This window comes from Paraburkholderia sp. J8-2, from assembly GCF_905220195.1.
Lineage (GTDB): Bacteria > Pseudomonadota > Gammaproteobacteria > Burkholderiales > Burkholderiaceae > Paraburkholderia.
Genome location: NZ_CAJMZA010000012.1, coordinates 24,510 through 36,912, shown reverse-complemented (window position 1 = coordinate 36,912; position 12,403 = coordinate 24,510). Strand labels below are relative to the sequence as shown.

General features: G+C 63.4%; 9 protein-coding genes. 6 read left to right on the top strand and 3 right to left on the bottom strand.

Annotated elements, in window-relative coordinates; translation table 11 throughout:
- Positions 1–15 precede the first annotated feature (15 nt).
- Together U5A52_RS24170 and U5A52_RS24165 are read right to left on the bottom strand one after the other, a co-directional pair.
- A complete protein-coding gene (locus U5A52_RS24170) occupies positions 16–1,527 on the bottom strand; it encodes an arylsulfatase (protein ID WP_321936517.1) in 1,512 nt (503 codons plus the stop codon).
- 48 nt (positions 1,528–1,575) lie between these two features.
- Positions 1,576–2,493: a formylglycine-generating enzyme family protein gene (locus U5A52_RS24165; protein ID WP_321910032.1), complete on the bottom strand. Its 918-nt coding sequence runs from the start codon at positions 2,491–2,493 to the stop codon at positions 1,576–1,578.
- Between the two features lie 638 nt (positions 2,494–3,131).
- Here U5A52_RS24165 and U5A52_RS24160 point away from each other — a divergent pair.
- Complete coding sequence (locus U5A52_RS24160; protein WP_321936516.1) at positions 3,132–5,105, top strand: ATP-binding protein; 1,974 nt, start codon at positions 3,132–3,134, stop codon at positions 5,103–5,105.
- A gap of 18 nt (positions 5,106–5,123) precedes the next feature.
- Here the strand turns inward: U5A52_RS24160 and U5A52_RS24155 are convergent, their stop codons facing one another.
- The gene (locus tag U5A52_RS24155; RefSeq protein WP_321936515.1) at positions 5,124–5,813 is read right to left on the bottom strand and encodes a helix-turn-helix domain-containing protein; all 690 of its coding nucleotides are present in this window, start codon (positions 5,811–5,813) and stop codon (positions 5,124–5,126) included.
- 106 nt (positions 5,814–5,919) lie between these two features.
- Here U5A52_RS24155 and U5A52_RS24150 point away from each other — a divergent pair, with 106 nt between their 5' ends.
- The 5 genes from U5A52_RS24150 (at position 5,920) to U5A52_RS24130 (ending at position 12,216) form a co-directional block, all read left to right on the top strand.
- On the top strand, positions 5,920–6,819 hold the full coding sequence (locus U5A52_RS24150) for a TauD/TfdA dioxygenase family protein (RefSeq protein ID WP_321936514.1): 900 nt from the start codon (positions 5,920–5,922) through the stop codon (positions 6,817–6,819).
- Between the two features lie 35 nt (positions 6,820–6,854).
- Complete coding sequence (locus tag U5A52_RS24145) at positions 6,855–8,300, top strand: aldehyde dehydrogenase family protein (RefSeq protein ID WP_321910024.1); 1,446 nt, start codon at positions 6,855–6,857, stop codon at positions 8,298–8,300.
- Between the two features lie 32 nt (positions 8,301–8,332).
- Entirely contained in the window at positions 8,333–9,619 is a 1,287-nt protein-coding gene (locus U5A52_RS24140) for an MFS transporter (RefSeq protein ID WP_321936513.1), read from the top strand.
- An 88-nt stretch (positions 9,620–9,707) separates the two neighbouring features.
- Complete coding sequence (locus U5A52_RS24135) at positions 9,708–10,850, top strand: porin (protein ID WP_321936512.1); 1,143 nt, start codon at positions 9,708–9,710, stop codon at positions 10,848–10,850.
- Between the two features lie 169 nt (positions 10,851–11,019).
- On the top strand, positions 11,020–12,216 hold the full coding sequence (locus U5A52_RS24130) for an NnrS family protein (RefSeq protein ID WP_321910019.1): 1,197 nt from the start codon (positions 11,020–11,022) through the stop codon (positions 12,214–12,216).
- Positions 12,217–12,403 lie beyond the last annotated feature (187 nt).

Genomic DNA, 12,403 nt, shown 5'->3' with positions numbered 1-12,403 from the left:
GGTGGCTAGCGGTGGCTAGCGGTGACCGCCGCCTGCGGCGTCCATCATCTTCTCGACCACCTGGTCCACGCCGAAGCTCGCCGCTTTCTGGCGTGGCGGGAATTCCTTGAAGGTCTGCAGGAACTCGGCGACGCCGGCTTGTGCCGGCACGAGAATGAAGACGTGATCGAGCAGCCAGTCGTAGTAGGTGTTGGATGTGATATCGGCCCGTTCGTAGGGGTCTGTTCGCAGGTTGAATATCTTCGGCACCCGCAAGGTGACGAGCGGTTCGGCCCATATCCTCAATGTGCCGGTCGTGCGCTGCTCCATGAAGACCACTTTCCAGTTGTCGAAGCGCAGGCACGCGAGGTCGCCGTCGTCGGTGAAATAGAAGAAGCCTTTTCGCTCCGGTTTCTTCGCCTTGCCGGTGAAGTAGGGCAGCAGGCTGAAACCGTCGAGATGGACCTTGAAGTCCTTGCCATTGGCCTTGAAGCCTTTCTTGAGTTCCTCCTTGATATCCGGGTTGCCCGCTGCATCGACGATGGTGGGCAGCCAGTCGAGGTGGCTCACGATCTCGTTGCACACCGTGCCCGGCTCGATCACCCCCGGCCAGCGCACGAGGCAGGGCACGCGGTACGCACCTTCCCAGTTGGAGTTCTTCTCGTTGCGAAACGGCGTCATGCCGGCGTCGGGCCAGGAGTTCATGTGCGGACCGTTGTCGGTGCTGTACATGACCATCGTGTCGTCCGCAATGCCCAGTTCGTCGAGCAACGCGAGCATCTCGCCGATATGCTTGTCGTGCTCGACCATGCAGTCATGATATTCGGACTGCCAACGACCTGCCTGGCCACGGATGCGGTCCTCGATATGCGTGCGGAAGTGCATGTGCGAGGTGTTGAACCAGAGGAAGAACGGCTTGTCTTCTTTATGCGCTTTCTGGATGAACTCCTTCGCGGCCGCGAGAAATTCGGTATCGACCGTTTTCATCCGCTCTCTGGTGAGCGGGCCGGTATTGTCGATCTTCTGGCCGCCCTTGCCGTCGGACCAGCAGTGCAGCACGCCGCGCGGGCCGTACTTCTTGCGGAAGTCGGGAAACTCGTTGGCATCGGGGTAGTCGGGTAGTTCCGGCTCTTCCTCGGCGTTGAGGTGATAGAGGTTGCCGAAGAACTCGTCGAAGCCGTGCATCGTGGGGAGATGCTCGTCGCGGTCGCCGAAATGGTTCTTGCCGAATTGTCCGGTGCTATAGCCAAGGTCCTTCAGCAGTTCCGGAATATTCGGATCCTCGGCGCGCATACCGAGCGGCGCACCGGGCAGGCCGACCTTGGTCAGTCCCGTGCGCAAGCCGCACTGTCCCGTGATGAACGACGCGCGGCCTGCGGTGCAGCTCTGTTCGCCGTAGTAGTCGGTGAACACTGCGCCGGCCTCGCCGATGCTGTCGATGTTGGGTGTGCGGTAGCCCATCAGCCCCTTCGTGAAGATGCTGAGATTGGACTGGCCGATGTCGTCGCCCCAGAGGATCAGGAAGTTGGGTTTCTTCTTGCCCGCCATGGAACACTCCTTGTCGTAGAGCTACCGTCGACGGTAGCGGTGTGGGATTCAACCGGAAGCGTTATCGCGGACCACGCAACGAAAGCCCACATGGCACGTGGAGGTATCGACAGGCTGAGCCATTCTCGCGGCGGGCCGGTAACGCCTGCAGTAATTCGGTGCGCACAGGTACGAGCCACCCTTCATGACCTTGCGCGGTATCGTGAGTTGCGGCGTGCGCGGGTCGACGCTGGATTCGATGGTTCCGCCGCGCGGATTGTCCAGCGTGCAGCACGCCTTAACGATCTTGCCGTGGTCCTGGTACCAGTCGCTCGTCCACTCCCACACGTTGCCGGCCATGTCGTAGAGGCCGTAGCCGTTGGGCGCAAACGAGCCGACCGGCGCGGTCCATTCGTAGCCGTCTTCGAGCAGGTTCTGCCACGGAAACTCGCCTTGCCACGTATTGGCCATTTGCCGGCCTTCGGGTGTGAACTCATCGCCCCATACGAACTCGGCGCCCTCCAGGCCGCCGCGCGCGGCGAATTCCCATTCGGCTTCGGTGGGCAGGTCCTTGCCCGCCCAGTGCGCGTAAGCGGCGGCGTCCTCATAGGAGACGTGCACGACGGGATGATCCTCGAGCCCTTCCAGTGAACTGGCCGGGCCGCGTGGATGCCGCCAGTCCGCGCCCCGCGTGTAGGCCCACCAGTTGTAGTGATTGCGCAGGTCAACGCGGCGTGGGGGTTTGGCGAACGTCACCGAAGAGGGCTCCAGCATCTCGGGCAATGCGCCGGGATAATCGTCGGGGTTTGCCGGCCGCTCGGCTGAGGTGATGTAGCCGGTCGCGTCGACGAATTGCCTGAACTGGGCATTCGTGACCGTATGGCGATCTATCCAGAAGCTGCGAACGCGCACTTTGTGCGCCGGCGCTTCTTCCGGGTAGTGCTGATTCGAGCCCATCAGGAATGTGCCGCCCGCAATGTGGACCATATCTGGCGATCCAGTTGGCGAGGCGGTGTCACGGATGTCACTGGTCGCTTCAGGTGCGGGATGGGCCATGGTCAGCCGGAGCGTTGACGTACCGGCGTTCAGTATCGGAGCGGCCACACGGTTTCGCTATCGGTAGAAGGGGCAACGGGATTGCCCGCAAGGGCAGGGCAATACGGGCTGTCATTTCATTGGTTTCGATTCATATTGAATATTCGCCATACTAAACATGAGGTGTCTGATAACGTCAGTTTCCAACCTTTCTGTACAGTCAGGAGCCGGGAAACTGCGGAAATTGCTATAACGCATTGCATGAAGGGGGGATGAACTGCGCCAGTCGCTCGCTGCAAACCTGAAGCCGCCAAATCCAGCTTTCAAGGTCAAATGGCGCAGCATGCCTTCGGCAATCGGCTGAGTGGAAGATCTTCTTTTTGAAGGGATGGCGTGAAGCGAACGAATTACGGGCTTGCTAATTGACGCATTGCACTAGTCGGCATTCGCGAATATCCGGATTTAAAGACGAAGTGCGACCATGTTTCAGCGAATGATCTCACGCCGTGCCTGAAATGGAGAAAGGCGCTTTGCCACGCACCGTTCATGGAAGCCTGTCGATGCATGTTTGCGGACATCGGCGGTCTGGCGTGCTCGCCGCGCTTTCGAGTGCTTTGGCGCGGGTGCGCGGGCTTGCCGAAGCGACAGGGACAATTACGCTCGTGTGGCTGCTCATTGGCGCGGCGGCCGCGCTCGCCGCGGAACCCGCGCGCGTGGAGATCCTCGCGGGCGCAGACCCGATACAGCCGGCTGTCCTGGTACAGATCAAGGCGCTCAGAAGCATACTGGAGACGTCCGCTGCAAACGGTGCGGAAGTGTATCTCGACGCACTCGACGGCTTTCGCTTCGGCTCCGACGACCTCGCGCCCGAATTTCTGGCGCTAATGAAGAAGAAGTATGCGGATCAGCGCATCGATCTCGTGGTGGGGATAGGCAACCATGCCGCCGATTTCGCATTGAAGAATCACGCGCAGCTATGGCCCGGCGCACCCGTACTGCTAACGAGTGTGCCTGAAGAGTGGTTTGCGCAGCACACGCTGCCCGCAGGCTTCAATCGCGTGCCGTTTCGAATCGACATCACGAAAACGCTGGCGATCGCGGAGGACCTCCAACCCGACGCGCATCGACTCGTGGTGATCGGGGGCGCGACCGACACCGATTACTCATTCATCGATCGCGTCGCTCAGGTGGCAACGTTGCACGGCGCTCACTGGAGCACCGTCGAAACATGGCGGGGGCTGCCGTTGCGCGAGATCGAGCAGCGGCTCGCGCGCCTCGACAGGCAAACGGCCGTGGTCTATACGACCATGTATCGGGACAGCGAGGGGCATCGTTATTTGCCGTATCAAATCGTGCCCAATCTGGTCGCGGCTTCGCGTGCGCCCATCTACGCGTGGTATTCGACTTATCTCGACGGCGGGGTGACGGCGGGCGCCATGTACGACTTCGAAGAAAACGCTCGCTTGACCGCGCAAGCCGCGTTGTCGATCCTGCGCAGCCCAGGCCGCGTCGACGGGCCGGCGTTCCCCGCGCTGCCCGCGCGGTGCACGGCAAACGTCACGCAACTGGAACGCTATGGTCTTTCTGCCTCGGCGCTGCCAGCGGAGTGCCGGTTGATCGACTTTCCCAGGTCGATTTTCCGCGAATACCGCGGAGTGGTGCTGATCGCGCTGGCGGTGCTGCTGGCCCAGACGCTCACCATCGTCGCGTTGCTGGCGCAGCGCCGTAGCCGCCGGCTTGCGGAAGCCGAAGTCACTGCGCGGCGCGGCGAACTCGCGCGTGCGGCGCGATTCGCGACGGTGGGCGAACTGAGTGCCTCGATTGCGCATGAGGTGGGGCAGCCGCTGGGCGCGATCCTGAGCAATGCGGATGCCGCGGAACTGCTCATGAAGTCCTCGCATCTCGATGCCGACGAGTTGAGGGAAATCCTCTCCGATGTGAAGCGCGATGCATTGAGGGCCAATGACGTGGTGCAGCGTTTGCGCAGCTTGCTGCAGAAGCAGAGCGTAGCGTTCAGTCCGCTGCCGCTCGACGCCACACTGCAATGCGCATTGAAGCTGATCGCGCCGGAAGCGAAACGACGCAACATTAGCGTGGAAGAGAATTACGCCGCAGGCAATGCGGAGATCATGGGCGACCCGGTCCAGGTCCAGCAAGTCGTACTCAATCTCGCGATCAACGCCATGGACGCCATGCAGGATACCGGCCAGGCCACCCGTATCCTCACGATAAGCACGCAACGGCTTGCCGACGGCGTTGAATTCACCGTGGCCGACCGCGGCAGCGGCTGCGGGGCCGTTTCGGCGCAGCGCCTGTTCGAGCCGTTCTATACCACCAAGCCGCACGGCATGGGGCTCGGTCTGTCTATCGTCCGCTCGATCGTAGAGGCTCATCACGGGAGCGTCGAAGTGGCGTCGCGCGAAGGGGGCGGAACGGCCTTCACGGTGTGGCTGCCCTATGCCGGCGAGTCGCTCGATGTGGCGCGAGGGCGTGCGACTCACCCGCAGCCGCGGGTGGCGAGGCTTGGCCGCGCCGGAAGCGCAGCCCAAAGAACCTCCTCTTAAGCCTGCCTGTGGAGCGGCTCAGGCCGCGGTATCGGTTTCGGGCGTCACCACGTAGAGCGTGAGCATGCGGCTCAGTGCGTCGGTCATGGCCGTATCGTCCAGCCGCAGCGGGCCGGGGTCGTTCAGCGCCGCATTGATCATCGTGGCGATAACAGTCTGGAAGCCGATTTTCAGCCGCGCCACCGCTTCCTTGTTGCGCCGCAGTTCCGGCAGGCGGATGAGGTGCGCCGCGATCTCGTCGACGAAACCGCGCGCGAACTGCTTGATGGGTTGCCAGCCGTCGGCCGTATGGTCGCGCCGCTGCAACGAAGCCCGAATCATGCCGCGATGCCTCAGGTGCCACACGCGCACGCTATCGACCACGAGACGCAGATACTCGGCGGCAGTCGTCGTGCTGGCGCCACCCCGATCCAACTCGACTGTCAGCGCGCGCTGCACGCGCGCCGCGTCGTCGAGCGCGAGACGCTGGAGCGCGTGAAAGAAGGCGTCTTTGCTTTCGAAGCGTCGATAGAACGCGCCCTTCGTAAGGTTCGCCTGACTGCACAGTTCGTTGATGCTCAGCGCCTCGTAACTGATCTCCGCAAGCAGGACCCGGCCCGCTTCCAGCAGGGCGTCGGCGGAGCGCTGGCCGCTGCGGTAGCGCGGCGCGACGAACCCGTCCCCGCTTTCCAGAGACTCGGACAACGGCTTTTCATCGTGGTGTGACATGGGAAAACCCTCGGTTGACCCGTCAAATGATACCCAATAGTATCTTTCAAAACGATACCCGTGAGTATCTTTTGTGCGCCGGGTTCGAATCACCATGGAGAGAGTCATGCACGCCACCCCCGAAAGTCCCGCGATTGTCAGTGCGGGCGCCCTCAAGACGTCGTTCAGCATCGAGCCGATGTCGCCTGTGATTGGCGCGGAGGTCGGCAACATCGACCTCACGCAGCCGCTCGACGACGACCAGTACGCCGCATTGCGCGCTGCGCTGCTCAAGCACAAGCTGCTCGTGTTCCGCGATCAGGACATTAGCGCCGCACAGCAGGTGGCACTGGCGCAGCGTTTTGGCGAGCTGGAAGTGCATCCGGTTTTTCCGCATCACCCCGATCATCCGGAGCTTGTGGTGCTGGGCGGCGACAGCAAGATCCCTGGCCGCGAAAACGTCTATCACTCGGATGTGAGCTGGCGTGCGCGTCCTTCGATGGGCTCGATGCTGCGTTGTATCGAGTGCCCGAAGGTGGGTGGCGACACGATCTGGGTGAACATGGCCGAAGCGTACGCGCGGTTGCCTGAGGCCACGCGCAACGCGCTGGCAGGCCTCATCGCCGTCCATGATCTGCTGCCCGCATTTGGCACGCGCATGACGCCCGAGGAGCGCGAGTCGCGCCGCGCCGCATTTCCGCCGGTCATGCACCCAGTCGTGCGTACGCATCCGGAAACAGGCGAGCGTGTGCTGTACGTGAACGAAGCGTTCACAACGCACCTGGCGAATTTCATCGAAAAGAATGAGGTGCGCTTTGGCTTCGATTTCCGCCTGGCCGAAATGGATTTGCTGCAATACCTGTATCGCCAGGCGGCCGTGCCCGAGTATCAGGTGCGCCTGAAGTGGCGCCCCAACACGATTGCGTTCTGGGACAACCGCTCGACGCAGCACTACGCTATTCAGGACTACTTCCCAGCTCGCAGGCGCATGCTGCGCGCGACGATTATCGGTGACGTGCCGGTTTGAACGCAGGCCACTGACAATCCCGGGAGACTCGTTCAATGAAGCTGATCGATCAGGCATGGCGCACGCCGCACAACGCGGACGATCCCGTTGCGTCCCATTTGGCGGCACGTTTCGCAGCGTTGCGCGCGGCCTTCGCCGCCGCGCCTTATCCTACCTACGCGCAACGGCGCGACACGCTCCAGGGCCTGCGTCACGCGTTGCGCCGTCACGCCGCCGATTGCGCGGCAGCCGCAGCGGCGGACTTCGGCGTGCGCGCCGCGGGCGAGACGATGCTCGTCGACCTGCTGCCTTCGCTGCTGCATATCGACCACCTGTTGCGGCATATGAAGCGCTGGATGCGGCCGTCGCGGCGCTCGCCCGAACTGTTGTTCAGCACGAATCGCGCCGCGGTCCAGTACCAGCCCAAGGGCGTGGTCGGCATTGTGGTGCCCTGGAATTTTCCGTTCTATCTCGCGCTCGGGCCGCTCGCCACCGCGCTCGCCGCGGGCAATCGCTGCCTGATCAAGACCTCGGAATACGCACCCGCCTCTTCGCGTGCGCTGCGCGCGCTGCTTGCGGACGCACTCGGCCCGGACGAAGTCGAGGTGATCGAGGGCGACGCGCAGTGCGCAAAGCGTTTTTGCGCACTGCCTTTCGATCATCTCGTGTTTACCGGTTCGCCGGCAGTGGGGCGCGAGGTGATGCGTGCCGCCGCCGACAACTTGACGCCCGTTACGCTGGAACTGGGCGGCAAGTCTCCGGCGCTCGTCTCGCGCTCGGCCGATCTCGCGCGTGCGGCGCGCCGCATCGTTCACGGCAAGACGGTGAACGCGGGCCAGATCTGCGTTGCGCCCGACTATGCGCTGGTTCCCCGCGAATCGGTCGAAGCGTTTGTGGCAGCGGCCGCGCAGGCCTTCGAAGGGTGGGTGGGCGACGGCGCGAACTATACGTCGATGATCGATGCGCGTGCACACAGCCGCATGCTCGAACTGCTGGAGGACGCACGCGCGCTTGGCGCGAAGGTCACCGTATGCGGGTCGTGTGCGACGACCGGACGCCAGCTGCCGCTGCACATCGTCACCGGCGTGCGTCCGCAGATGCGCATTGCACGCGAGGAGATCTTTGGTCCGCTGCTGCCGGTGATCGCGTATGAAACCTTTGGCGATGCGCTCGACTACGTGCGCCGGGGCGAGCGTCCGCTCGCGCTTTACTGGTTCGGCGCCGATGCGCGCGAGCGCGCCCGCGTGATGCAGGAAACGCACTCCGGCGGTGTCACGCTCAACGACTGGGGATGGCACGCGATGAACCACTCGCTGCCTTTCGGCGGCACCGGCATGTCGGGCATGGGCAATTACCACGGCGAAGAGGGCTTTCGCGAGCTTTCGCATGCCAAGGCCGTGTTCGCCGAGCATCGATGGTTTCCGGTCGAGTTGTTTCATCCGCCCTATGGCCGTGCAGTTCAGCGTGCGGTCTTGCGCTGGTACTTCGGCTCAGGCCGCTAAGCCGCGCCGTCTCACTTCCAGAAAACACAAGCATGCAACCCACCTATCAACCCGCGCGCGCCTGGTTCATGACGCTCATGCTGTTCCTGCTCGTTGCGATCAATTTCATCGACAAGGTCGTGCTCGGTCTCGTCGCGGCGCCGCTCATGAAAGAGCTTGGCCTGTCGCCAGCGCAATACGGACTGCTCGCGGGCAGCTTCTTCTTCCTGTTCGCGGTGACAGGCGTGGTGGGCGGTTTCCTCTCGAACCGCTGGCCCACGCGGTGGCTGCTGTTCGCGATGGCCGTGTTGTGGGCCGTTGTGCAGCTTCCGATTGCGTACAGCGCGTCGCTTGCCACCTTGATCGCCTGCCGCGTGCTGCTGGGCGCGGGCGAAGGGCCGGCGCAGCCCATCGCGATTCATGCTTGCTACAAGTGGTTTCCCGATGCAAAGCGCAATCTGCCTGTCTCGGTGTTCCAGCAGGGCGGCGTGTTCGGCATGGTCGTCGCGGGCATTGCCGTGCCCTGGATCGACGCGCGGTGGGGCTGGCGCACCAACTTCATCGTGCTGGCGGCGCTGGGTTTGGCATGGGCTGTCTTGTGGCTGATCGTCGGGCGCGAAGGGCAACTCGATGCACACGCAACGAACGTGGCAACGGGCCCGGATGCGGATGAACCCGCGCCGCGCGTGCGCTATCGCGCGCTCCTGACCGACCGCACCGTGGTGTGCATCATTGCACTGCACTTTGCGGCCTTCCTGACGCTGGCGCTCGCCCTGACCTGGCTGCCCGCCTACCTGAATCAGGGGCTCGGCTTTGCGCCGCAGCGCGCCGGCCAACTCTTCGCCGCGGTGCTCGTAACGAGTGCGCCGGTGAGCCTCGTGCTTTCCGCTTGGTCGCAGCGGCTCATGACGCGTGGCGTGCCATCGCGTATTGCGCGCGGTGCGTTCGTTTGCGGGTGTCTGGCCGTTGGCGGCGTTCTGCTCCTCGGGGTTGCGGTTTGCGATTTCGGCCCATTCGTCAAGATCGCGTTGATCGCATTGGCGATCGCCACCACGCCGATCATCTATTCGCTCGGCCCCGCAATGGTCGCGCAGATCGCGCCAGCCGGGCAACGCGGCGCGGCGCTCGCCATCGAGTATTCGGTCGCGTGGATAGCAGGCATCGTCGCGCCGCCCGTAGTGGGCTGGCTGATTCGCGGCGCGCACGACAACGTAGCGGTGGGCTTCGAGCAAGGCCTGCTGCTTACCGGGGCGCTGCTCGTGGTGCTTGCGTTGGGCGGCCTCGTGGTGCTCAACCCTGAGCGGTCGATCGAGCGCATCGCACGCCGGATTGCGGCGTGATGTCAAGCATTCCGAATTGTCGTTCTCGACTGAAGTCGATGTTCGGCCAGCAATTGATAACTACGTGATAACTGCGACAGGAGACTCGATGCAATCAAGCAACGCAATGCAGCTCAAGTTCGGCGGGGCGGCGCGGATGGCCGTTGCCGTGGCGATGGCTGCGTTTGGTTCGGCGGCGCACGCGCAATCGTCGGTGACGCTTTACGGAATCGTCGACACCGCCGTGCGCTATACGACCCATGCCAATGCGGCCGGGGACGACAAGGTTCAACTCGCCAACGGCGGTCTCAGCGAAAGCAACTGGGGGCTGCTTGGCGCGGAGGATCTCGGCGGCGGCAATCGCGTTGTTTTCCAGCTGGAGAGCCGGTTCTTCCCGAACTCCGGCATGAGCGATCCCGGTTATCCGTTCTTCAACACGGCGTATGTGGGTTTGCAGTCTTCCACGCTCGGCCGGCTGACGCTGGGGCGCCAGACCAACCCGCTTGCGGATGCCGTGCTGAAAACCTACGTGAGTGCGCAGTGGTTGCCGACGGTCTACCAGTTCCGCCCGGAAGTCGCGATGGCCCAGGGCGTCTGGGCCAGCAACATGGCGAAATACATTGCGCGCTGGCAGGACATCACGCTTGAACTCTCATACGCGTTCGGCGGACAAGCCGGCGCATTCGGCGCGGGCAGCCAGATCGGCGCCTCGGTCACCTATATTCCGCAGTGGCCGTTGCGCCTCGCCGCAGGCTATCTGGACACGCGCGACGCGATCAACAGTTCCGCGCACTTCAAGGCGTGGACCGCAGGCGCGGCGTACACGTTTGCGGAAACGACCGTCAACTTCGGCTGGGCGATGAACCGGCAGGACGCCGGCTTTATGGGGAATTTTCCGAACGGCCCGTTCACAGCCGCGCAACTCACTGCGCTCAAGTTCAATACGTTTTCTTCGCGTGAAATGTTCTTTGGCGGCGTTTCGCAGCTGGTCGGGGACAATACGCATCTTTCCGCCAACGTGTGGCGCACGCTGCAAGAAGGCAAGAAACTAAGCGGCGATGGTAACGCCACGCAATTCCAGCTGTTGGCCGACTACGATCTCTCGCGTGCGACGAGCGTTTATGCGGAAGCCGATTACTCGTTGTACCGCGGCGGCCTGGTCGGGGCGCAACTGCAAGGTTTTGTTGGCGTCAGTGCAGCGGCGACCACCACGCAGCTCGGCATGATGGTGGGCTTGCGCCATATGTTCTGAGCGAGAGACGCGGCGCGGGCCGCGTCCGTTTTCTCGTCGAACGTGGCGCCGGCAGGGAGCGGCGGGACTCGCGCCTGCGGCATTACATCGCGTTTTCAGCTTTGCAGCGGCATTTCTTCGCCAGTCCATATAACATGCATTGAAAATGTATGTATTGGCGAGGGCGATCATGACCGTCTTTCGAATCGAAGAACCCACCCCCGCGGCTCGCGGTGGTTTCGCGCTGTGGGCGCTCGGCTTCCGGCCGTTCTATCTTGGCGGTGCGCTTTTCGGCGGCGCGGCCGTGCTGGCCTGGATGGCCGCGTATGCCGGCCACCCGTTGCCGGGTCTCGGTTCGTACCTGCCGGGCATGTTCTGGCACGTGCACGAGATGATTTTCGGTTTCGGCGCGGCGATCGTAGCGGGGTTTCTTCTGACCGCCGTGCGCGCGTGGACGTCGGTCACGCCAGCACAGGGCAAGTCGCTGGCGGCGCTTTGGCTGCTGTGGCTCGCCGGGCGTATTACCGTTGCCTACGCAACGCCTGGCGTGGCCGCCGTGGTGGACAGCCTCTTTCTTCCCGCGTGCGCGATCGTGCTGCTGCGTGTACTTATCGGCGCAAAGAACAGCCACAACATCTTCTTGCCGGTCGCGCTCGGCATGCTCGCCGCGCTGAACGTGGCGTTCCACCTCTCGATGCTGGCGGGCCGCGCGGACTGGGCGCTGCACAGCGCGTATCTCGCCGTGGGCATGCTGGTGCTGTTCATCACGATCATCGGCGGGCGCATCATCCCGTCTTTCACGGCCAACGCTGTGCCGGGTTACACGGCACGGCGCTGGCATGGGGTCGAGCGCGCGGTGCTGCCGCTAAGCGCACTGGCGTTCGTGCTCGACGCGGTGTTCGGCTCCGGCGTGCTTGTCGCGCTAGCGGCGCTTGCGGCGGCGTGTGCACAAGGCGCGCGCATCTGGGGCTGGCGTTCGTGGCGGGTCGGCAACCGGCCGATCCTGACCATCTTGCACATCGCCTATGCGTGGATACCTGTTGGCTTCGCGCTGCTTGCGCTCGCCGCATTGGGTTTCGTCGCGCATACGCTGGCCATTCACGCGTTCACGGTGGGCGCTATCGGCTGCGCGATCATGGCGATGATCACGCGCACGGCGCGCGGACATACGGGCCGCAAGCTGGTGGCTGGCGGCTTCGATATCGCCTGCTATGGGTTGCTCGTGATCGCCGCGTTGATGCGTGTGGCGGGACCATGGCTCGCGCCACAGTGGCTCACGTTCTGGATCGAAGCTTCAGGTGCATGCTGGGTCGTTGCGTTCGCGGCCTATTGCTACCGCTACGCCGGCTGGCTCATCGCGCCGCGTGCCGATGGTAAGGAGGGCTGACCCTTCGGCCTTGCACACAGCGTGTTGCGCGAGTATGTTGGTTGGCCTGGGCTTGCCGCGCGTTGCGCCCCGGGCCCGCCGACGTAGGAGGGGGCAATGCATCACTGTGTTCAGATCGCAGCCACAGCCTGTCTCGTCTTTGTAACCACCGTGCAGGCTCAAACGTCAGCTTCCACGCCGCCGGATG

Excerpts from the sequence above, each read along its gene's own strand:
- U5A52_RS24135 (WP_321936512.1), top strand. The coding sequence starts at position 9,708 with ATGCAATCAAGCAACGCAATGCAGCTCAAGTTCGGCGGGGCGGCGCGG.
- U5A52_RS24170 (WP_321936517.1), bottom strand. The coding sequence starts at position 1,527 with ATGGCGGGCAAGAAGAAACCCAACTTCCTGATCCTCTGGGGCGACGAC.
- U5A52_RS24130 (WP_321910019.1), top strand. The coding sequence starts at position 11,020 with ATGACCGTCTTTCGAATCGAAGAACCCACCCCCGCGGCTCGCGGTGGT.
- U5A52_RS24145 (WP_321910024.1), top strand. The coding sequence starts at position 6,855 with ATGAAGCTGATCGATCAGGCATGGCGCACGCCGCACAACGCGGACGAT.
- U5A52_RS24155 (WP_321936515.1), bottom strand. The coding sequence starts at position 5,813 with ATGTCACACCACGATGAAAAGCCGTTGTCCGAGTCTCTGGAAAGCGGG.
- U5A52_RS24150 (WP_321936514.1), top strand. The coding sequence starts at position 5,920 with ATGCACGCCACCCCCGAAAGTCCCGCGATTGTCAGTGCGGGCGCCCTC.
- U5A52_RS24165 (WP_321910032.1), bottom strand. The coding sequence starts at position 2,493 with ATGGTCCACATTGCGGGCGGCACATTCCTGATGGGCTCGAATCAGCAC.
- U5A52_RS24140 (WP_321936513.1), top strand. The coding sequence starts at position 8,333 with ATGCAACCCACCTATCAACCCGCGCGCGCCTGGTTCATGACGCTCATG.